We start from the raw sequence: 21,537 nt of genomic DNA on the forward strand, positions 1-21,537 counted from the left end.
ATGCTTTTTAAAGAGAAAAAAACAGACCCAAATTACCTCTTTTTGCTAGAGAGAAACCTAAAAGCCTATATGCTTTATGTAATCCTTATTTTAGCCTTGATTTCTACTCTTTTAGCTCTGTCTTTAGTGTTTTTAATGCCACTCAAAGAAACCAAGCCCTATTTGGTATTTTTTTCTAATGGAGAAAGTAATTTTGTCAAAGTTACAGAGGCAAATTATCCCATTAGGAGTGATGAATCTTTGATGAAAAATATCCTTAGCGGTTATGTGCTAAATCGCGAGACTATTAATCGCATAAACGATGAGGAAAGATACGAAGTTACAAGAATTCAAAGTGATTTAAATGTTTGGAAAGCCTTTCAAAGTCTTGTAACACAAAAAAATTCCATTTACACAACAAAGAATCTTTACCGCAACATTAGAATCTTAAATGTTACGCTTTTATCAAAAAATGTAGCAACCATTGACTTTGCCATAGAGCAGACCAACAAAACACGAACAGAAACGCAATATTTTAATTATCGTGCTTCTTTGGAATTTGATTTTGCACCAAAGGTAGATACCTACAATACAACGATTAAGAATCCCACAGGATTTATTGTGAAAAATTATGCCCTCACAGCCATTGATTTAAAATCCAACTTAGCAAAGGAACAATAATGAAAAAGAAACTTTTAGCCTTAAGCTTAATTTCTTGCGTGCTCTGCGTGCTCAATGCGGAGGATTCTATCTTAAATAATGTAGAATCTACGATTAATAATGCAAACGCAGGCGAAAGTGTTTTGGCAACAAAAGACCAAACCACCAAAAACTATGCGGATTCTCATCTAAGAATTAGGCAGAGCGAATCGCAATATTATAATGAGAATTACCAAACCGCACAAAACTACCAAGAATTAAGCGAGGAACAACTAAACTTATTAAAAGCCTCTTTACGAGCGCAGAATCTAAATGCACTGCAACAAAGCTTTTTTAGAAAAAAATATAGCGGATTTGAAAACACAAGAGAAATTGAATTTGAAAACAACAAAACACAAAAAATCCGCACCCGCTTTGCAATGGCAACAACATTAATTTTTGAAAATGAAATTGAAAGTTATATTTTAGGAGACAGCACAGGCTTTAAGATTGATGAAATTCCAAATATTGCCAATGCCCTTGCCATTAAACCTCTCTTAATCGGTGTGGATACGAGTTTAACCATTTTTACAAAGGATAAAAGAATCCACAATTTCTATCTCTTTTCCACTGATTACAGAAACAGAAGTAATCCCGATTTAATCGTGTATATCCAAGATGAAGTCGCAAAAGCACAAAAGTTTGAAAAACAAGCAGAGTTAGAGAGAGATTATCTCATATTAGAGGAGGGAATTGCTAAGGTTAAAGTGAAAAAAGCAGATATTCAAAGAAATTTTAGACAAAAAGCCCTAAAGAAAAATGAATGGTTATTAGCAGAGGAAATTTTTAGTGATAAAAAATTTACCTACTTTAAATATTCCAAAGATAAAATGCCTCAAGTGCCAAGCATTTTTGCAGTGATTGACAAACAAGATAGCCCAATAGAAACAAGAATCATAGGAGATTATCTCATCGCAGAGACCATTAATCCTAAATGGAGCATTAAAAGCGGGGATTCTTATGTATGTGTAGAGAGAGTAGAAAAGAAAAAGGATAAATCTACACCTGCGAATTTAAATTTAGAACCAAAGATTGATAGTTTTTCAAACCACAAATATTCTAAAACTCATAGAAAACTTTTAGGACTTCCTCAATGAAAAAGTTGCAATTCACTTCTTGTTTTTTATCCCTTTCTTTAACCTTGCAACCGCTCCTTGCAGAGGATATTTTAAAATCCGACCAAGACGCACAAACAAAAGCGAAAGAAGTGATAAAGCAAATGCAAGAAGGACAAGAGATTAAAAAGCAAGATTTTAAGGATTCTAAAATCCACAAAGAAAATTTGCAACACCTCTTTGATACCAAGTTTCCTGTTGATGATTACATTTATAAAGCGGGTAAAAGACAGCCAAATGAGCAAGAAGCAATACAAGAAATTCTTTCTTTAATTGATGATGAAAACGCAAAGGAACAGGCAAAAGAACAAATGAGCACCCAAGAAACAAAAGAGCAAGAACAAAGTGAGGAGGAAAAAGCACAAGAACAATTAAGAAAAACTCAAGAACAAGAGGAAAAGCTTAAAGCACAAAATCAACAAATTGCTAAAGAAGTGCAACTTACAGAGGAGCAAAAGCTAAAAGCACTCTTAAGAGCCTCTATTTTAAGCGAGAGAAATGCAGAAATCAACACTTTCAATAAAAATTCTAAATTTGGAAGTGATGGCTTTTCTAATCAAAAATCACTAGATATTAGCACCAACGAGCATAAGCTTTATAGAATTATTCGCGCAGGACGATTAATTCCAGCTTTATTAACAAGTGCAATCTCTAGTGATTTAAGCGGAATAATAACCGCTCAAATAGAACAAGATATTTATGCTTCTATGGGAGAGGCGGTATTGATTCCTAGAGGAAGCAAAGCAATAGGGTTTTACAACAATGAAGTGAAAATGGGACAAAAACGACTGGAGATTAAATGGAGAGAGATTATCACACCTCAAGGAGTAAATATTATGCTAACAGATGCCATTGTAGCAGATAATATGGGAATGAGTGGGGCAGTAGGAAGTGTGAATAACAAATTTTTAGAAAGATATGGCATTGCTTATGGAATCTCTACGCTTACGAATGTGCTATTGCTTAGTATCGCTGGTAAGATTGATAATGCCAATAATGGCTACGCAGAGGAAGTGTATTCCCAAGCAAAAAGCGATATTAACACTATCGTTCAAGATATTATCTCAAGAAGTCAGCAGATTCAGCCCACCATTGAAATTAAAAGTGGTAGCAGAATCTTTATTGTGCCAACCAACCATATGTGGTTTTCAAAGCCTAAAAACAATGAAGTGTTGATGAAATACTTTGTAGATTAAAGGAGAGAAAATGAAAGAACAAATTACAAAAGCCATTTCACAAGAGGAATTTTTAAATATCAAAAATCAATATTTTAACCTTGCAAAAAACAAACAAAAAGAGGAAAAGCTCAACGCAAAGATTTTAGAGCAAATCAAAGTGATAGAAAAGGCAGAGGGAGAGCTTTTAAAAGAGCAAGTGAAGCTCACAAGACTTTTAAGCGAAAAAGCAAAACTTAATGACTTTGCAAAAGATTTACAAGCACAAGAGGCAACCAATGAATAATTCCTTGCTTTTGAATAATGCCTTAAATGTGTTAGAGCCTTATTTGAATTTAGAGGCAAATGAGCTGATTTTCAATAAGCCAAAGGAAATGTTTGTAGATAAAGGCGGAGAGTGGGAGACAATCACAGATGAGAGATTAGATTATAACTTCTTAGAGAGCTTCTTAATTGAATTAGCCATTAAACGCAATCAACTCTTTGATGAAAAACATTGTCATCTCTCTTGTGAGTTACCAGCACCCTTTTTGCGCTATCGTGTCCAAGCACAACACAAAAGCTCACTTTTTAATAGCGAGATTTCTTTGTGTATTAGGATTCCAAGTAAAGAGCAATTCCCGCTAGAAAGTTTTACTTTAGGGCAGTTGTGTATAGAAAAAGGTATTACCTATGAAAAAATTAGAACTATCGTTAGAAAAAAGCGTAACACACTTGTAAGTGGTGGAACAGGAAGTGGAAAAACAAGTTTTTTAAATTCTTTAATGGGAGAGATTCCTTTAAGCGAAAGAATAGTAACGATTGAGGATTCCCAAGAATTACACATTAAAAATCCAAATAAAACGCAACTCGCAGTGCCAAAAACTGAAAATGAAATCTACTCCTATGCAGAGGCGATTAATAATGCAATGCGTTTAAGACCCGATAGATTATTTTTGGGCGAGATTGATATTAGAAACACCTTTACATTCCTTAGAATTTGCAATACAGGACACGCAGGGAATCTAAGCACGATTCACGCAAACTCTCCAGAGGACGCTATTGAAGCGATTATTTCTAATATTATCTTAGGGGGAGGATTATCTAATGCTGATACAAATATGCTTCTTAGACAGATTAAAACCGCCATTAAATACATTATTCAAATTAAAAGAATTGGCAAACAAAGAGTAATTCTTGATGTTGTCAATATCAAAAAAGAGCTAAGTGAGAAGCTAGGGATTCCTTATATTAAAGAGGAGGACGAGGAGGAGAATGAGATATGAAAGCAAATCCAAAACAAAGATTATTTTATCTCTCTCAAAACTCTTATGAAATGCTAAATTCTTTAGCTAAAAAAGAACACAAAAGTAAGTCTGCAATGCTTAGGATTCTAATCCTAGCTAAAAACTATGAAAATGTGTTGCAAGAGTTACAAAAGAGCAATGAAATTCTAACTGAAATGCTCTATCAAATCTCTAAATATGGAAGCAACTTAAATCAAATTGCTTATCATTTAAACACCGATATAAGCACAACTAAACAAGCTGGGGAGACAATCATTCCTTTAATGAATGAGGTTAAAGAACTATTAAATCACAATAAAAAAATAATTGAAAATCTATTAAAAAAGAGGAAAAACTAATGGAAAAACAACAAATAACAATTAAAAAATGGATTATCATCTTTTTAAGCACAATTCCTCTAGGAATAATATTTTATTTTTTAATGGTTAAAATTGTTTTTAATCCCGATATTTTAGCCATTCCAAAAGTGGCATTACAAATTTTTAATAATATTGGAAATCCCGCATTAAAGTTAAAGGCATATTTCGCTCTATTTATGCTTTTTGCCCCCTTTCTTTTAGTAGTAATTTGGTTTTTTATGAATCGTCCAAGTTCAGCAGAGGATTATGGAAGTGCAAGATTTGCTAGAAAAGAGGATTATGAGAAATTAGGAATTAGCCACGATAAAGGCTTGATTCTAGGCACACTCATAGAAAAAGATAAATATAAATTCATTCGTGCAGGAAAGCCTTTGGCAACTTTGGTAATTGCAAGTCCTGGAAGTGGAAAGACTGCAGGGATTATTATTCCAAATTTGCTTGTTGTGCCTAATTCTTGTATTGTTTTTGATATTAAAGGTGAGCTTTATGATAAAACAGCAGGTTTCAGACAAGAAGTCTTTAAGAATGAGATTCAAAAATTCTCACCTTTTTCGTGGGATAACACGCTTTTTTACAATCCCTTTGACAACAAAATTATTAAGGATTTTGACTATGTGCTAATCAAGAAATTAGCAGAGCAAGTAGCTACTTTAATCTTTGTAGGAGAAAAAGGTAAAGAAAGCGACCATTGGCTTGTGAGTGCTAAAACTTTATTTGTATTTTGGGCGGAATATTATATGCAAAAGAACAAGCACACCACGCTTTATGAAATTTATCAATCTCCTAAAATGGATTATTTCAATATGCTAGATGAGCGGTGGATTGACCAAGTGATGATTGAAAATCCAGATTCAGGAGAACTAGAGAGGAATTATGAGGTAAATTGTGAGAAGCTCTTTTTACAGCAAGTAAGTGAGGACGAATCCTTAGACACTAATACGAGAAACCAAGCAAACGCTTATATAGGAATGCTAGGTGGAACAGAAATTGGAAGTGTAAAATCTACCTTTGATACTTTTATGAAAGTTTTTTCGAATCCACAAGTAAAAAATGCTACTTCTAAAATGAGCTTTACTTATGAGGATTTGCGAGAGAAAAGAATCTCATTGTATGTAGTGATTCAAACAGAGGATATAGAAGTGCTAAAACCTTTGATTAGAATCTTTACAGAAAGCACCTTTATAAAGCTAATGAGTGGTGCAGAATGCCCCGACCCCAATAAATTTATCTATGTGTATTTAGATGAATTTGTGCGATTTGGGGCAATGAACTTTGTGCTAGAAGCTCCAGCCCTTTGTAGGAGTTATGGATTATTGCCTGTCTATATTTCACAAAGTTACGAGCAAATCTCTATTACTTATGGGCAAGAAAAAATGAAAGTGCTAAAAAATAATAGTGGCTATCAAGTGATTTTTACACTCAATAGTGAGGAGGACGCTAAGGCGACTTCCGATTTAATCGGAGACTTTACACACGAGAAAGCGAGTATCTCACAAGGCAGTTTTGATTTCTTTAAAAGCAATGTGAGTAAATCTAAAGAAGCCAAAAAACTTCTTAGCCCACAAGATTTAAAAAATCTAAGTAGTGATGATTTAATTGTGCTTATTAAGGGGTTTTATAAACTACCTGTGCCTTGCAAAGTGCCTTATTGGTTCGAAAATAAAGAATGGAATAATCCAAAAGATAAAAATTTTAAATGTGTCTTGGATTATAAAGTCAAAGACAACACAAGTTTAACAGAGGAGAGTAAGGAAACAGAAAAAAAAGAGAGTGAGATTCCAAATCAAGAATCCACAACCAATGGAGAAACAACAGAAACAAACACAGAATCCCAAGAAAAAGCAGAAAACAAACAATCAGAAATGCGAGAAAAATACAAATCTCTAGGCATAGAAATAGAGTGAGGATTCTCTCTCTATACTCTAAGTTAGATTTTTTAAGAAGTTTAACTTAGGGTATAGCAATATACCCGAAAGATTCCTAAAGGAGAGACTATGACAATATCTGAAGCAGTAGCTAAAAAAAATGCAGAAAGACAGGCTAAGCAATTAGCTGAACAAAATGCAGTCAATGCTTACTTGGAGGCGGAGGATACAAGCATTCCATTAACACAAGAGGAAGCAAAACTGATTGAGGAGAAATACGATTACCTTGATATTAACAAGAATGTCAATGGCGACCCATTCTTGCTTCCAAATGAAGTGGTGGAATAATGTATTTGTTACTTAAGTATAAAATAAAAATCACTTGTGAGCTAGACAATTCACAAGTTAAGAACTTCACTTTTAAAAAGGATAAATAATGGCAAGAAAAGCAGATAAATTAGAAAATCAAGAAGTTGCAACGCAAGTTGCAGAGCAAAGCAATTATGTTGCTTGGGAACAAAAAAGCAATGTGGAGCGAATGGAAAGCTTTAATGGCTATGTTAAAAGTATTCTTTTACATAGTATCAAAGAAAAAAAGCAAGTTTGGAATAAAGAACAGAGTGCAAAAGACTTAGACAACTCTATTCCCTATAATGCTTCCACAGGGTATACCTTTAGCGGTGTGGATTCTTTGCTTTTACGAACACAAGCCGAGTTAAAAGGTTATAAAGAACCACAATTTATAACGATGCAACAAGGCAATTTTATGGGTGGTAAGCTCAAGAGAGCCTTAGACGAGAATGGCAATCCAGCCCTTACCAAAAATGGTAAAGACGCTTATGAGCAAGGAATAAAAGTCGCATTTCTCCAAAGATATGACTATATTCCAAAACTTGATAGCGAGGGTAAAGAAATGACAAGAATTGCTAGAGATAAAGAGGGGAATCCTAAGCTTGACAAAGAAGGTAAGGAAATTACCGAGATTGTAAAAGAAAAGGTATTCTTAAGAGAACCACGACTTGAAACAATCACTCTTTACCACCCAAGTCAGTTTGAAGGTCTTGATGCTAGCAAGTTAAAAGAGCGTAATTTAGAGCCTTTACAAGAGTTTCGCGAAAGGCAAAAGGAAAACAATTACGACTTAAGACCAAAAAACTTGGATAATCTTGGATTAGACAAAGAGACGACTAACCATTTGAAAAACTTTTTGACTGCAGAGATGAAAGGATTAAACTATGTTCCAATTCAACAACAAAGCATTAGCAAACTTCAATCGCAAGTCAAAGAGCAAAATCAAGAAATGGGTAGAAGCTTGTAGTCTTTAGGTTAGGAAGTAAGTAGGCAAGCAAGTTTCAAGATAAATCATAGACAATCCTTTAAGGATTCTTATCCTTAAGTTGTCTTAGGAAAGGAAGAACAATGTTATTAGGATTAATTGAGTTTTTAGGATTAGAGATACTCAATCCAAAAGTAGATTCAAAAACAAAAAATATTGATAATAAAAAAGATTCAAATATTCCATATAAAATTGAAACGCAAGATTCTTTGATAGAGGATTGCGCACAAGAACACCAAATCATCTCTTTTAAAAAACAAGAATCTTTTAATCATCAAGACATAGAAATTACACAAACAATAGAGATTATCCCCTTAGGAAATAAACAATCTTTAAAAAGAGTAGTTAATAAACAGGAAGTAGTAAGAGCAAGGAGGTAAAATGGAAGAAAAGAGCATAAATATAAATATAAAAGAATTACTCAATGAAGTAGCTGGGGCTTTGCATAAAGTGATTCAACATTCCTATGAACCGATTTTTAGTGCAGTGCAAAATACACTCTATCATCAAGCCTCTTATACCATTATTCTTTTGGTGGTAATTTTTTGGTTATTGAGGCTTTTAAAAACAGGTTATCCTACACGAGAGGAACTCTTTGAGGCGGGGAAATGGATAGGGCTTGTTTGCTTTATTTATGCTATTTTTTATTCCTATGCAGGCTATATAGAATTTATCAAACTTTTAAGCCTCCCTGCAAGTTGGTTGAGGAATGCGACAGGCGGTTTGATAGAGGGAGATAATATTGTAGAGATAGTTACACAAACCTTTAAAAAATTGGCTGAATTAAATGCGAGATTGTGGAATCAATTAGTGGAAAATTATACACCAAAAAAAATTTATATTCCTGTTGTATATGAAATAAGTCAATATATCCCATCTTTCATTGGAATTTTACCTTTTTTATTATTCTATCTCTCTTTTGCATTTTTAATGATTGGCATTATTCTCATCGTTCAAGTTTCAGGTTACATTGCTTTAATTATTTTATCCATTGCGCCCGTAATGATTCCATTGCTTTTTAATAGGAATTTACGAGCTTATTTTTTCTCTTGGTTGAATCTTTATATTTCTTATTCTCTTTATGCGCCTTTGGCTCTTATCATCTTAGGCGTTGCGCTTGCTGTAATACAAAAAAACTTAGAATTGCCAGACACAGAACTTCAATCCATAGCCACAGGATTTATGAGTATTTTATATCATTTTTCATCAGGACTAATTTTATCTATTCTCTGCATTTACCTCTTACTCCAAATTCCAAATTGGGTATCACAAGTTATGAGAATGCAAGGACTTATTAATGGAGGTGTAGGCGCGGGTGTCGCTACAATGGCAGGAGCTGGTGTAGGTGTAGTAACAGGAGGCGCAGGAAGTATTGCAGGAGGAATGTTAGCCAAAGCTCAAGGTGAAAGAATTTTAAAAGGTGCTACAAGTGGCGGACTTAAAGGATTGGCGCAACATATTCCTGGTGCAAAAACATATAACGCAATAATGGAAAAAGGAAAAACTGCAACAGGCGGAAAAGCTAAAGACGCAGTTGCTTCAGTAGAATAAAGAAAGGAAAGCAAATGAAATCAAAAGTATTAGAGATTAAAAATAGCGAAAAAATCTTGTATTTGGCACTTGGATTGTTTAGTAATAAAGATTCTTTGGAGGTTTTTTTAAACAAATACCATTTAAAACAAATCACAACGCTAAAGAATCAAGGAGAGGCTAAAAAATATTGCAATTATGCCTTGCATTTTGGGTTGGTTGCAGAGATTAAAAAGAAATTTAAATAAAGGAATCACAATGGAACAAATTTTAAAAACTACCACAAGGGCGACTAATCCTTGTGATAGAGATTTAACGAAGTCAGTAAGCTACCTTTTGAGATTGAATAGAATTTCTCTTACCTCCTCTCTAAAAAGTGTGATAATCACTGCGATTACCGAAATGAATAAGTTAAGAAAATCCATTATGGACTCCTTTAAAGGTTGTTTCCTCCCACACACCCAACTTAATAGCCAAAAAAAAAGCCCGACCTCAAAAGAAGCCGAGCTTACACAACCTTCAAAGGCTCATTAAACCTTTTTTATTACCATCTAGTCAAAATGGATAATCAGATTATAACACAAAGGAATACATAATGCAATTAAACAACACTCTTATCATCATTGAAAGCCCAAATAAGACTAAGAAAATCGCAGAGATTACAGGGGCTTTAGTTTTAGCTACCATAGGACACTTTAAAGGCTTAACAAATGAAATCGTGAAAGATTATGAATCTTATGAGCCTATTTTAGACTTTAAAGACGATAACGCAAAATATCGTATCAATCAAATCCTTAACGCCTCTAAAGGTAAAGAGGTTTATATCGCTACTGACCCCGATAGAGAGGGATATGGAATCGGATATATGGTTTATGAACTCATTAAAAATCTTGCAACGAGTATCAAAAGAGCAGAGTTTTTTGAGATTACAGAAAGTGGGATTGAAAAAGGGATAAAAGAGGCAATTCCATTCGCACAAAGCAATTTTAATGATTATGAGAGCTGGAAAGCAAGAGCGGTAAGCGATAAATTAGTAGGATTCCTCTTAAGCCCAAAATATATGAAACTTTGCAACGATAAAAACAATTCCATAGGGAGAGTGCAAACACCTGTTTTAAGCCTTATTGTAAGCAAAGAATTGCAAATCCAAGACTTTTTAAATTCTAGTGCAAATAAAAAAGTAGAATACAAAATAAAAGCCAAGTTAAAAAGCGGTAATTTAGAATTTTTGGCTTTAGGAGAGAATCTCTATGAGAGTAAAGAGGAAGCACAAGAAACTTTAAACAATTTAAGCGCGACCAAAGAATCTTTTGTTTTTGCAAAAGAGATTAAAGAATCCCAAATTAAGCCCAAAGAGCCTTATAGAACTTCACAATTTCAAGAGGCAATGAATCGTGTGTATGGCTTTGAACCTGAAGCTAGTATGAAACTAGCCCAAGCCCTTTTTGAAAAAGGCTTAATCACTTATCATCGCACCGATTCTAATGCACTCTCTCGTGAGTTTTTAGAGGAATTAGAATCACATTTGAAAGACAAAGAATATTATCAAAAGAGAGAATACAAGGCAGGAAGCCAAAGTCAAGCAGAGGCACACGAAGCGATTAGAATCACACATTATCACGATTTAAGTGCGCTGGATTCTTTAATTGACAAAGAGGATTTTAGAGAAAACAAAGACAATCTCAAGAAAGCCTACAAACTTATTTATTTAAACTCCATTGCCTCACAAGCTAAAAACGCCATTAATGAAAATATCATTTATGATTTTAGTATTACGACTTTTAGCTTTAAGGCAAAGGTTAGCAAATGTATCTACAAAGGATTTAAAGAAATTTCCATAGACAATGAGGAAGCAGAGACAGAATCCCAAGAGTTAAATTTGAATTTAAATGAAAAAGAGAGTGTTGAGATTTTAGGCTTTGAATTATCCGAAGTGAAAAAACAAGCTCCAAAACACTACAAAGAAAGCAACTTCATCTCCCTTTTAGAGAAAAATGGAATCGGACGCCCAAGCACTTATGCTACTTATTTGCCAAAGTTACTTGAGAGAGGCTACATTGAGATTGTGAAAAAAGGCAAGAATAGCAATATTGTTGCCACAAAAAAAGGACTAGATTTTCTCTCCATTGTAAAAGTTAATGATGAATGGATTACACAAAGTGAATTTACAAAGCAAATGGAAAGCACACTTGATGAAATCTCACAAGGAAAAGTTGGCTATTTAGACTACATTAAACTCATTCATCAAAAGCTAGAATTTGCAGAAGTTAGCACCAAAGATTCTAATGCGCCATTGCCACCAAAAGAAGGTTCGCTAAATCTTGCTAAAAAAATAGCAAAGGAAACAAATTTGGAATTACCAGAGGGGATTGAGAGCGATTATAGAATCTGCAACAAATTTATTGAGGAAAATAAAGATAAATCTAAAAGACCACCAAGTGAGAAGCAAATTGGTTTAGCAGAAAAGATTGCAAAAGAGCAAAATTTAAAGCTTCCAAACAATTATAAGGAGGATTGGAAAATATGCAGTGATTTTATTGCCAAAAATGTTAAGAAAAAATAAAAGGGAAAGGAGTTTGGCGAAGTTTTTTGATGAAAATCAAAGGATTTTTAAAATTTAAAAATATTAAAAATAATTTTAAAATATTTATTAAAATTTTTTAAAAATTCTTATAAATGTTATTAAATGTCTTTTAATATATTTTAAATTGTTTTTAATAATTAAAAATGAAAGGATACACAATGAATCAAGTTACACTATGTGGGAATTTAGGTAGAGATTTTGACCTCTCTTATACGCAAAATGGACTTCCTTATGCAAAAAACTCTCTTGCAATCTCAAAGAGAACTACAAAGAAAGAGGGAAATGAGACAATCACAAAAGACCGCACAGATTGGATTCCCTTAACAATCTTTGGCAGGAGAGCTGAAATTGCTCATCAATATTTCAAGAAAGGCGATAAGTTTTTATGCAATGGAGAGATTTACACTTCTGTTTATTCTGACGAAAATGGACAACCAAAATATTCGTGGGAAGTGTTAGTAAAAAACTTTGAATTTGTAACTTCTAAAGCAAAAGAGACACCAAATGAACAAAATACACAACCTGAACCTGAAATTGTTTATGAGGGAACACAAGCTTCACAACAGCAAATTGAGGAAATGGCACAGATAGCAGAAAATGCCGAGATTCCTTTTTAACATAAATTGAAGGAATTTTATGAGGATTTCAAAGTTTTTAAAATTGAATCTTAAGGGGACTTTCTCCCCTTTAAAACTTGCGATGATTATTTTATTTGTCTTGTATGGCTTATCTCTTGTTATAGGAGATTTAAGCAAAGAGATTCAAGGCGAGATTATTAAAGTTTATGATGGCGATACTATCACGCTCGTTGAGAATCAAGAGAAAGTAAAGATTAGGCTTTATGGCTTAGACGCACCAGAACTCAATCAAAGATTCGGAAAAGAAGCAAGAGAATATCTTTTAAGTCTATGTCCTTTGCACGCACAAGCAAAAATAAAAATAATAGATAAAGACAAATATAAAAGAGTGGTTGGAATCGTATATTGCAATGAAATCAATGTGAATGAAAAGCTTGTAGAAAATGGATTTGCTTGGGCTTATAGAGAATACTCTAATGATTATGTTGTTTTGGAAAACAAGGCTAGAAAAAACACTATGGGATTATGGGGCGAAGCAAATCCACTTAAGCCTAGTGAGTTTAGGAGGAAACAATAATGGCAGAAAAAAATCCAGAAATTGAATTTGAATTACTTTTCAAGCTTAGCGAGTTAGCCTCAAAAACAGGCTTCAAAATAGAGCAAGATAAAAACAATAAGAATTTATTTTATCTTACAGAACCCAATGCTACAATACCTTTTGTAACATTAGATTATAACAAGGAGAGTGAAAATGCAAGAGCCTATTTTACCACAAGCACATTACGAGAATGTTCCGATATATTCCTTAGACGAGTTAGAGAAATTATCGGAAAAAGAATTGCAAGAAGCAGAGCAGAGAGCAGAGAAAGCGAGGATTTACAGGCAGGAAGAAGAGCAGAAATTAGCAGAGGCGAGGAAATTGGGACAAGAGATAGAGAGTTTCATCAATTCTATGACAGCAAAATATGCCAACAAAAATTAAGCCTACAAGAAAGAGTAAAGATACACGAATTTAGCAAAAAAATTGAGAAACAATACAAACAAACCCCAGCCTACCGACAACAAGCACACGAAGCCTATAAAAAACAAAGTGAGATTCCTTTGGAATTCTCACAAAAACAACCCCCAAATTATGAAGCAATACAAGCACAAAAAGAAGTAAGTAAAGTAAAAGAATCACCTAAAAAGGATTCCAAAACACTAGAAAAACCTAAGCCCACAAAAGAGCAATCTTTAGGTAGGGGACGATAAATGAAACCTATCCTTGATGTGTGCTGCGGTGGCAGAATGTTTTATGCGGATAAAGAGAATCCTAATGTGCTGTTTTGCGACAAAAGATTCTTTGAAACTACCTTTAAAAAAGTGGGTAAAGACGAAAAGTTTAGCGTTAAACCCGATAGGATTGTAGATTTTAGAAAAGATAAAGGATATTTTCTTGGTGCTTGGGGTAATAACGATGATTGGATAGATGATGATTTTTGTAAGGGTTGTTGTCAAGTCATCGGCAATATCCACGAGACTCCCGAATTATTAGAATCCTTAGAGAATTAACAATGCAAAAGCAACTAATGGTTTTAAAGAATAAGGATAAAGGAGGTAAGAAATGAAACAAGAAATAAGGAAATTTTGGATTGTGTTTTTCGGGATTCATTTTGTAGGAATTGCAGGAAATATTTTGCTTTATCATTTTGGTTTGCCAAATTCTATTGATAGCATTTTGGAATCTTTTAGGAAGCAAGAATATTATCTCTTGTGTATTTATTTTCTTTGTTATGGTTGCTTTTGCTTTTTATTGTATTTGATAATAGGGTTAAAAGAAATGAGAAAGGCAGAGTAAATGGCAATCTATGGCTTTATGTATTTTGTAATGCCAAAAAATGAGTGAAATTTTGACATTACAGAGTGTTAAATCTACTCAAAAAGACTTGAAGTAATATATTGACTAACACTTAATCGCTTCTTGTCTGCTCTTTCTTTGATGATTTGATAATCACTTTCGGAGAAATAAAGGCTCACCATTTTTGTTTTCTTTTGTTCTAAGTCTTTTGGTTTTCTACCAACCTTAGAGACTTCTTTTTTATTGTTAATGAAATTTTCTATTTTGCTTTCACTCACTTTTTTCTTTTTAGCTTCAAATTTATTTGTTCCCATTGATATTCCTTTCTAGCTCTTGAAATACTTGTAAAAATTCCTCTTGCGCTTTTTTAGAGTTTTTTAAATTTTCTGTGATACCTTTGCCTTGCAAAATAGATTCTTTGTAAGCTTCTCTCTCATACAGAATAGAATCTAAAAGACAAAAATCTTTTTTTGTATTCTTGCTTTTTAAAAACTCTTGAAATTCTTTAATTTTATACTTTAAGAATGGATTAGAATTTGCCTTTGTGATAAGAACAAATCCTTTGAGTTTCTTTTGAATCTTTTTGGCTTCTTTTAGATAATCTAACATTTTATCCAACACAGAAGCGTCTAATCCATTGGGGATAGTCGGAATAATGCAAATATCACTATAAATCATTGCACTACGCATTTCTTTAGAATCTCTACCGCCTGTATCTATTACAATATTCGCATAATTTTGTAATGCTTGTGTGATAAGAGATTGCAATTCCTCATTATTGCTGCTTTTAAAATCAAAAGGCATTTTATTCTCATCTCTGAAAGATAGAAATGCGTTAATGCTTTTTTGCGGGTCTAAATCAATAAGGAGGGTCTTATTTTTTGTATTCAATTTTGTAGCAAGATTAATAGCTAGAGTTGTCTTGCCACTTCCCCCCTTTTCATTACAGATGGAATAAATCATCGCTGAATCCTTGTTTTAATAGATTGTGGAATTATAATCTGAAGTGTTTTAAAAAATATTGAAATGTTTAAAATATTAAATTAAAATTTTTAAATATTTTTATTATTTATATCAAATATGTTTAAAATATTTTAAATTACTAATTATATTATTTATAATATAAAAAATATTAGTTTAAAACTATTTATAATGTTTTTAAAATACTTATTTAAATGTTTAAAAATTTTCTAAATATTATAATTTTTTTATAAAAATTAAAGAAATAAGCGGATAGAATGTGCATTATAAAAGGCATTATTGTAAATCTAAAGGAGATGAAATGAAAAGCGATACAATCAGTGCATATGATGTGGCGTTGTATTTTTTGTTTCGTGCTAGAGAATTAGGAGCTGGAGACATAATTTCTAATCTTAAAATGCAAAAATTACTTTATTATGCACAAGGGCATTTTTTAGCTACTTATCAAAAGCCTCTATTTGATGATAAAATAGAGGCTTGGGAGTATGGACCTGTGGTAAAAAATGTGTATGATAGCTTTAAGTGTTATGGTAGGTTGGCAATAGATTTTAAAGAACTAGACAATTTTAAAAGCGACATTTATACAGATGAACATTTAGACACCTTGCCCTTTGTGTTTAATAAATACAATATTTCTGCAATAGAACTTATGCATAAAACGCATAGTGAATCGCCCTGGTTGGAATACCACAATCCGTATATACCAAGAGAAATTCCTCAAGAAGCGATAAAAAAGTTTTTTACAGAAATGTTTAAACAAGAGGCAGAGAGATATATATAATGGGCGGATTTATAGGACTTAATGAGCTTTTTAGAAAATTAGAATTAGCGTTTAACATTACTCTATCATTAAACGACAAATCGCAAATACGAAAGCTTTTGTATCCGCTTAGTAATCAAAATGTTTTGCGACTTACACACAAGGATTTTGAGAATGCACTTGCAGATATGTAAATAGAGAATGAGGATACACAGATGACAGAAAAAATCAAGCATTTTATTGTTAAATATTTAATGCAAAACAAACAAAATCTCGTCTAAGAATAATTATGGTATTTATATGAAATTTGTTGGCACATTGGAAAAAAGAGAAAGTTAAAATTAATTTTGCTAATCGCAAATGAATGTTTTTAAAAATGTTTGGCAAAATCAATTTTAATTTTAAGGAGACAAAATGAAAAAAATAGGCATTGCTGTTGTGTTGGCAGGATTATTTGTTGTAGGTTGTGGGGATAGTGGATTGGTGAAGCTAGAAAACAAGAATCCTACAATAGACCAAAAGAAGTATGATTTGTATGTTCAGGCATTAAATGAAAGTAATTATGCAAAAGAGTATGAGTTATCACATATTGATATTTTACTAAATGAATATGAACCAATTATGGCAAAGTGTAAGTTGGTAGGAGAGTTTTTTTGCAATAAAAATACCTTAATAAAATCAAAGGATAACATAATGAATGAAATGCAAAGAAATAATACGCTTATCATTCTTGCAATCAATAAAAAGAATAAAGACGATTTAAGATTTATTACACTTTCTTGCAAAAAACAAGAATGTAATACTATTGATGACGTTCAAATAAAAGGTGAAAGCTTTTTTGGCGAAACTAAATATGACTAATAAATAGAAATTATTCTGCAACGATGAAAAAGCGCAAAAATGTTGATGATGTAAGCATACATATTTATGACATACAAAACAAATATTAAACTTTTTTGAAGTTTCACGAATATATAATAGCGAAAATTAATTAGACACATTTATTTTAAACTTTATTGTGTTAAAATTTGTTTAAATTATCTTTAAAAGTGGAATCTTTAGCTTATGAATAAAAACTCCTTATCCATTGTAATTTTAGCGGCTGGTAAAGGCACGCGTATGAAGTCTAATACTCCTAAAGTCTTACATAGAATTTGTGGGCGTGAAATGCTATATTATAGCATTAAGGAATCTCTGAAGTTAAGCAATGATGTTTGTGTGATTTTGGGTTTTGAAGCAGAACGGATTAAAGAAAAAATGCAAGAATATTTTGGAGATAAAATCCGCTTTTTATACCAAGATTTGGTAGATTTTCCCGGAACAGGTGGAGCGCTTAAAGGTTATTTACCAAAATATAAGAAAGTTTTGGTTTTAAATGGTGATATGCCTTTGGTGCAAGCAGAGGAATTGTCAAAATTTATGCACTTGGATTCTGAAGTTGTGATGAGTGTGCTTGATTTGCCTAATACAAATGGTTATGGACGTGTTGTTATTCGCGAGAATCAAGTGCAAGAAATTATAGAAGAAAAAGATGCGAATGCGGAAATTCTGGCACTTCACACATTAAATGCTGGGGTTTATTGTTTTAACCGCGAAATTTTAGAATCTTATCTGCCGCGTTTGGATAATAATAATGCACAAAAAGAATATTATTTGACAGATATTATTGCACTTGCAAGAAGGGATTCTGTAACTATTATGCCTTTATTTGTGGAGATTACAAATTTTAAAGGCGTAAATGATAAATTAGACCTTGCGAGAGCGGAAGAAATTTTGGGCGATCGCATCAAGGAATCTTGGATAAAAAAAGGTGTTTTAATGTGTTTGCCTAATACAATTTATATTGAAGAGGGCGTGGAATTTGTCGGTGAATGTGTAGTGGAAAATGGTGTCCGTATTTGTGGGGATTCTAAAATCATTCATTCCCATATTAAGGCACAAAGCATTATAGAATCTAGTATTATAGAATCTAGTGATGTGGGACCTTTAGCGCATTTGCGTCCTCAAAGCGTGATAAAAAATACGCATATTGGAAACTTTGTAGAAGTAAAAAAATCCCAATTAGAGAGCGTCAAGGCAGGACATTTAAGTTATATTGGAGATAGTGAAATAGGAAGCGGTACGAATATTGGTGCGGGCTTTATTACTTGTAATTACAATGGCAAGAGTAAGCATAAAACAATAATTGGTAAAAATGTATTTATCGGGAGTGATTCGCAAGCAGTAGCACCTGTGGTGATTGAAGATGATTGTCTCATTGGTGCTGGAAGCACGATAAGACGGAATCTCAAAAAAGGCGAACTCTTTGTTACGCGTGGAGAAGAAGTGAGTAAAGCGGGATTTTTTTATAAATTTTTCAATAAAAAATCATAGAATTACACATTAAATTATTTTTGAAAGAAGTGGAAAATGCAAATTAAACTTAATGGAAATATTATTCATACAGAATCCAAAAATGTTTTGGAGTTGTTGCAGGAATATAAAATAGAAACAAAAAGTGTAGCTGTTGCGATTAATCTTGAAATTGTCAAACAAGAGAAGTGGGATTCCTTTCTTTTAAAAGAAAACGATATTATAGAATGTCTTACCTTTATGGGTGGTGGATAAAGAATCTAACATTGAAAGCCTTAAAAGCAGAAAGATAATTTTAAAGTAAATAAAAATCAGTTCAATTAAAAGGGAGAATAATGAAAATTAAAACTTCTATTGTTGGAGTCAGTGGCTATACAGGATTGGAGCTTGTAAAGCTCTTGATTCACCACCCTGTATTTGAACTGAATGCAGTATATGCTAGCGAGAATCATCAAGAATTATCCGCTTTACATTGTTGTTTAAAAGATGTAATAAAATTACCTGTATCGGAAGCAAATTTGACACAAATTGCACAAGAAAGTGAATTGGTTTTTCTTGCCTTACCACACCAAAAAGCAATGGAATATGTTAAAGGGCTTTATGATAAGGGTGTTAAAATTGTAGATTTGTCGGCGGATTATCGTTTGAGTTTAGAAAAATATGAGGAGAATTATTGCACTCATTTGGATAAAGAGAATCTAAAAAATGCAGTTTATGGGTTACCTGAATATAATCGCTCACAAGTTGCCAAAACAAGCTTGGTTGCTAATCCGGGCTGTTACCCCACAGCTTCTTTATTGGCGATTCTGCCTTTTATTCCTTATTTGGATTTGAATCATACACTTTATATTGATGCAAAAAGTGGAGTAAGTGGAGCAGGAAAAAAGTTAGCGCAAACTTCTCATTTTGTAACGATTAATGAGAATCTTTTTGCATATTCTCCTATCAATCATCGTCATTCTTCTGAAATTAATGAGCAATTAAAAAAGCTTGGTAAGGAGAATCTAAAGGCACTTTTTGTGCCACATTTGATTCCGCTTACACGCGGTATGTTAGTGTCTGTTTATGCGCGTTTAAAAGAGCCGATAGAGGCATTAGAGATTTTGCAAACCAAATACAATAATGAACCATTTGTTCGTGTTAGGAGGACTTGCTCCCAAATTAAAAATGTTGCAGGCACACATTTTTGTGATATTTTTGCTAAAACCGATGGCTTGGATTTATTTATTACTTCAAGTATTGACAATCTCTTGCGTGGTGCAAGCTCCCAAGCACTTGCGAATGCTAATTTAATGTTTGGGTTAGAAGAATCCTTAGGATTACCACAAATTGCATATGCTCCTTAGCATTTAAAAACAAAATGATACAAGAGAAATTCATCATTCAAGAAGGGGCGATTTTTATTGCCGATTCACATCATCATAGTCTTTACCAAAATACATTGGATTCTGCGTTTCAAGAGCTTTTGCAATTTTCTAGTCGGCAGATTTTTCTTATGGGAGATATTTTTGATTTTTTAGTTGGCAGTGTCCAGCAATCTTTGAGAGATAATCAAAAAACACTTGAGCTGTTAGAGCAGTTATCTTTCAAGCACAAAATTTATTATTTTGAAGGGAATCACGATTTTTTATTATCGCAAATTCCTCATTTTAAAAATATTTGTTATTTTCCATTGAATGTCCAACCTGTTTGTTTTGACTTTGGAGGAAAGAAAGCTTATTTAGCACACGGAGATATATTTTTGAATTGGCAGTACTCATTTTATACTAAAATGATCCGCCAACATTTTTTTATTAAATTTTTAGATTTTTTTTCTTTTTTTCTGTATCCTCAAATTTTGCATTATTTACAAAACAAAAAGAAGCAAAAAAAAATGACAAAAAATACAAATAAATCACTTATTGATGGCGATAAATTAGCATTTTTACGCATTAATAAATATAAAAAAAACTTAAATATTTCAAACGATTCCTATATTGTAGAGGGGCATTTTCATTGGGGTAAAAATGTAAAATTTCATCAAATGAATTACATTGGGTTACCTTTTTTTGCTTGTAAAAAAAAGTATTTTGTTGTAGAATATACAAATTATTGTTTATCCTTAATTGAAAAGGAGTTATGAGGTGTCAAACTTTGAACGTGATGATACTCTAAAAGTTGGAACCAACGAAATGGAGTTGGTGGATTTTAGAATTCATAAACTTGAAAAAGGTAAATTGTATGAGGGGATTTACGGAATTAATGTTGCAAAAGTTAATGAAATAATCCGCTTGCCAGAACTTACAGAGTTGCCGGGAGTGCCTGACTATATAGAGGGAATCTTTGATTTACGAGGGGTTGTTATACCAGTGATTAACCTTGCAAAATGGATGAATGTTGAAGTTCCTAAGAATAAAAAAATTAAACCACGTGTGATTATTGCGGAATTTAATAATATTATGATAGGTTTTATTGTGCATGAGGCAAAACGGATTCGTAGAATTAGTTGGAAAGACATTGAGCCAGCGCACTTTAGTTCTTCTATAGAAGCTAATATGGATAAAAGTAAAATCACAGGTGTTACAAGGATTGAGGGAGACCAAGTCTTGTTGGTTTTGGATTTAGAAAGCATTGTGCAAGATTTAGGATTCTATCATCCTGAAATGAGTGCAGAACGTTCGTATAATAAATTTAGTGGATTAGCTCTTGTGCTTGATGATAGCGCGATTGCTAGAAAAATCTTAAAAGAGTTTTTAGAGAAAATGGGCTTTGATGTAGCAGAAGCAAACAATGGAGAAGCGGGACTTCAAAAGCTTAATAAACTTTATGAAAATTATGGAGATAATCTAATTTCGCAACTTAAGATTATCATTTCAGATATTGAAATGCCTCAAATGGACGGATTCCACTTTGCAGCTAAAGTGAAAGAAGACCCAAGATTTGCCAAGATTCCAATTGTTTTTAGCTCTTCTATTAGTGATAGGTTTAGTGAGAGTAGAGGTAAAGAGGCGGGTGCAGAATCTTATCTTGTGAAATTTGATGGAAATAAATTTCACGATGAAATTACAAGAATTGTCAATAAATACAGCAGTAATTAGTGTAAATTTTATTTTTAAGGAAAG

Annotated in this window: 29 protein-coding genes; 27 read left to right on the forward strand and 2 right to left on the reverse strand. The window is 32.8% G+C overall.

Annotation, left to right across the window (positions count from 1 at the left end; translation table 11 throughout):
• The 19 genes from CQA43_RS00065 to CQA43_RS00150 all read left to right on the forward strand — a co-directional run bounded on the left by CQA43_RS00065 (position 1) and on the right by CQA43_RS00150 (position 14,343).
• Complete coding sequence (locus CQA43_RS00065; protein WP_115550588.1) at positions 1-660, forward strand: type IV secretion system protein; 660 nt, start codon at positions 1-3, stop codon at positions 658-660.
• Complete coding sequence (locus CQA43_RS00070) at positions 660-1,775, forward strand: TrbG/VirB9 family P-type conjugative transfer protein (RefSeq protein WP_115550589.1); 1,116 nt, start codon at positions 660-662, stop codon at positions 1,773-1,775. The genes CQA43_RS00065 and CQA43_RS00070 overlap by 1 nt, the downstream gene beginning before the upstream one ends.
• Positions 1,772-2,989: a DNA type IV secretion system protein ComB10 gene (locus tag CQA43_RS00075; protein ID WP_115550590.1), complete on the forward strand. Its 1,218-nt coding sequence runs from the start codon at positions 1,772-1,774 to the stop codon at positions 2,987-2,989. Before CQA43_RS00070 ends, CQA43_RS00075 begins: the two co-directional genes overlap by 4 nt.
• A 10-nt stretch (positions 2,990-2,999) precedes the next feature.
• A complete protein-coding gene (locus CQA43_RS00080) occupies positions 3,000-3,254 on the forward strand; it encodes a hypothetical protein (protein WP_115550591.1) in 255 nt (84 codons plus the stop codon).
• Entirely contained in the window at positions 3,247-4,233 is a 987-nt protein-coding gene (locus tag CQA43_RS00085; protein ID WP_115550592.1) for an ATPase, T2SS/T4P/T4SS family, read from the forward strand. The genes CQA43_RS00080 and CQA43_RS00085 overlap by 8 nt, the downstream gene beginning before the upstream one ends.
• Positions 4,230-4,592, forward strand: a complete 363-nt coding sequence (locus CQA43_RS00090; RefSeq protein ID WP_115550593.1) for a plasmid mobilization relaxosome protein MobC — start codon at positions 4,230-4,232, stop codon at positions 4,590-4,592. The genes CQA43_RS00085 and CQA43_RS00090 overlap by 4 nt, the downstream gene beginning before the upstream one ends.
• The gene (locus tag CQA43_RS00095) at positions 4,592-6,517 is read left to right on the forward strand and encodes a type IV secretory system conjugative DNA transfer family protein (protein ID WP_115550594.1); all 1,926 of its coding nucleotides are present in this window, start codon (positions 4,592-4,594) and stop codon (positions 6,515-6,517) included. Before CQA43_RS00090 ends, CQA43_RS00095 begins: the two co-directional genes overlap by 1 nt.
• A 90-nt stretch (positions 6,518-6,607) precedes the next feature.
• Positions 6,608-6,826, forward strand: a complete 219-nt coding sequence (locus CQA43_RS00100) for a hypothetical protein (RefSeq protein ID WP_115550595.1) — start codon at positions 6,608-6,610, stop codon at positions 6,824-6,826.
• A gap of 88 nt (positions 6,827-6,914) precedes the next feature.
• Positions 6,915-7,796, forward strand: coding sequence for an ArdC-like ssDNA-binding domain-containing protein (locus CQA43_RS00105; RefSeq protein WP_115550596.1), 882 nt, complete (start codon positions 6,915-6,917; stop codon positions 7,794-7,796).
• A 101-nt stretch (positions 7,797-7,897) separates the two neighbouring features.
• Positions 7,898-8,194: a hypothetical protein gene (locus tag CQA43_RS00110; RefSeq protein ID WP_115550597.1), complete on the forward strand. Its 297-nt coding sequence runs from the start codon at positions 7,898-7,900 to the stop codon at positions 8,192-8,194.
• A 1-nt stretch (position 8,195) separates the two neighbouring features.
• Positions 8,196-9,365, forward strand: coding sequence for a type IV secretion system protein (locus tag CQA43_RS00115; protein WP_115550598.1), 1,170 nt, complete (start codon positions 8,196-8,198; stop codon positions 9,363-9,365).
• Between the two features lie 14 nt (positions 9,366-9,379).
• The gene (locus CQA43_RS00120; RefSeq protein WP_115550599.1) at positions 9,380-9,592 is read left to right on the forward strand and encodes a hypothetical protein; all 213 of its coding nucleotides are present in this window, start codon (positions 9,380-9,382) and stop codon (positions 9,590-9,592) included.
• Positions 9,593-9,602: 10 nt separating this feature from the next.
• Positions 9,603-9,878, forward strand: a complete 276-nt coding sequence (locus CQA43_RS09420; RefSeq protein WP_181881578.1) for a hypothetical protein — start codon at positions 9,603-9,605, stop codon at positions 9,876-9,878.
• Between the two features lie 61 nt (positions 9,879-9,939).
• Complete coding sequence (locus CQA43_RS00125; RefSeq protein WP_115550600.1) at positions 9,940-11,907, forward strand: type IA DNA topoisomerase; 1,968 nt, start codon at positions 9,940-9,942, stop codon at positions 11,905-11,907.
• A gap of 179 nt (positions 11,908-12,086) precedes the next feature.
• A complete protein-coding gene (locus CQA43_RS00130; protein ID WP_115550601.1) occupies positions 12,087-12,545 on the forward strand; it encodes a single-stranded DNA-binding protein in 459 nt (152 codons plus the stop codon).
• 19 nt (positions 12,546-12,564) lie between these two features.
• Positions 12,565-13,083, forward strand: a complete 519-nt coding sequence (locus CQA43_RS00135; RefSeq protein ID WP_115550602.1) for a thermonuclease family protein — start codon at positions 12,565-12,567, stop codon at positions 13,081-13,083.
• A complete protein-coding gene (locus CQA43_RS00140; RefSeq protein WP_115550603.1) occupies positions 13,083-13,757 on the forward strand; it encodes a hypothetical protein in 675 nt (224 codons plus the stop codon). Before CQA43_RS00135 ends, CQA43_RS00140 begins: the two co-directional genes overlap by 1 nt.
• A complete protein-coding gene (locus CQA43_RS09425) occupies positions 13,758-14,057 on the forward strand; it encodes a YopX family protein (RefSeq protein ID WP_181881579.1) in 300 nt (99 codons plus the stop codon).
• 52 nt (positions 14,058-14,109) lie between these two features.
• Positions 14,110-14,343 (forward strand): hypothetical protein, encoded by a 234-nt coding sequence (locus CQA43_RS00150; protein WP_115550604.1) that lies wholly within the window; start codon positions 14,110-14,112, stop codon positions 14,341-14,343.
• 74 nt (positions 14,344-14,417) lie between these two features.
• Here CQA43_RS00150 and CQA43_RS00155 read toward each other — a convergent pair whose 3' ends face one another.
• Positions 14,418-14,657 carry a ribbon-helix-helix domain-containing protein gene (locus CQA43_RS00155; RefSeq protein WP_115550605.1) on the reverse strand — a complete coding sequence of 80 codons (240 nt, stop codon included), beginning with the start codon at positions 14,655-14,657 and terminating at the stop codon, positions 14,418-14,420.
• On the reverse strand, positions 14,644-15,306 hold the full coding sequence (locus tag CQA43_RS00160; RefSeq protein ID WP_115550606.1) for a ParA family protein: 663 nt from the start codon (positions 15,304-15,306) through the stop codon (positions 14,644-14,646). Before CQA43_RS00160 ends, CQA43_RS00155 begins: the two co-directional genes overlap by 14 nt.
• A gap of 319 nt (positions 15,307-15,625) precedes the next feature.
• Here CQA43_RS00160 and CQA43_RS00165 point away from each other — a divergent pair, with 319 nt between their 5' ends.
• The 8 genes from CQA43_RS00165 to CQA43_RS00195 all read left to right on the forward strand — a co-directional run bounded on the left by CQA43_RS00165 (position 15,626) and on the right by CQA43_RS00195 (position 21,513).
• Positions 15,626-16,105 carry a Panacea domain-containing protein gene (locus tag CQA43_RS00165; RefSeq protein ID WP_181881580.1) on the forward strand — a complete coding sequence of 160 codons (480 nt, stop codon included), beginning with the start codon at positions 15,626-15,628 and terminating at the stop codon, positions 16,103-16,105.
• Positions 16,105-16,278: a hypothetical protein gene (locus CQA43_RS09430; RefSeq protein ID WP_181881581.1), complete on the forward strand. Its 174-nt coding sequence runs from the start codon at positions 16,105-16,107 to the stop codon at positions 16,276-16,278. The genes CQA43_RS00165 and CQA43_RS09430 overlap by 1 nt, the downstream gene beginning before the upstream one ends.
• Positions 16,279-16,498: 220 nt before the next feature.
• Positions 16,499-16,945, forward strand: coding sequence for a hypothetical protein (locus CQA43_RS00170; protein ID WP_115550607.1), 447 nt, complete (start codon positions 16,499-16,501; stop codon positions 16,943-16,945).
• Between the two features lie 204 nt (positions 16,946-17,149).
• Entirely contained in the window at positions 17,150-18,457 is a 1,308-nt protein-coding gene (gene glmU, locus CQA43_RS00175) for a bifunctional UDP-N-acetylglucosamine diphosphorylase/glucosamine-1-phosphate N-acetyltransferase GlmU (protein ID WP_115550608.1), read from the forward strand.
• A 36-nt stretch (positions 18,458-18,493) separates the two neighbouring features.
• Positions 18,494-18,691 carry a sulfur carrier protein ThiS gene (gene thiS / locus CQA43_RS00180; RefSeq protein ID WP_115550609.1) on the forward strand — a complete coding sequence of 66 codons (198 nt, stop codon included), beginning with the start codon at positions 18,494-18,496 and terminating at the stop codon, positions 18,689-18,691.
• Positions 18,692-18,771: 80 nt separating this feature from the next.
• Positions 18,772-19,782 carry an N-acetyl-gamma-glutamyl-phosphate reductase gene (gene argC, locus CQA43_RS00185; RefSeq protein WP_115550610.1) on the forward strand — a complete coding sequence of 337 codons (1,011 nt, stop codon included), beginning with the start codon at positions 18,772-18,774 and terminating at the stop codon, positions 19,780-19,782.
• 14 nt (positions 19,783-19,796) lie between these two features.
• A complete protein-coding gene (locus CQA43_RS00190) occupies positions 19,797-20,558 on the forward strand; it encodes a UDP-2,3-diacylglucosamine diphosphatase (protein ID WP_115550611.1) in 762 nt (253 codons plus the stop codon).
• A 49-nt stretch (positions 20,559-20,607) separates the two neighbouring features.
• The gene (locus CQA43_RS00195; protein WP_220271593.1) at positions 20,608-21,513 is read left to right on the forward strand and encodes a chemotaxis protein CheV; all 906 of its coding nucleotides are present in this window, start codon (positions 20,608-20,610) and stop codon (positions 21,511-21,513) included.
• The last annotated feature ends 24 nt before the right edge of the window (positions 21,514-21,537 follow it).

Origin of the sequence: Helicobacter ganmani, assembly GCF_003364315.1 — a bacterium.
Classification (GTDB): Bacteria; Campylobacterota; Campylobacteria; order Campylobacterales; family Helicobacteraceae; genus Helicobacter_D; species Helicobacter_D ganmani.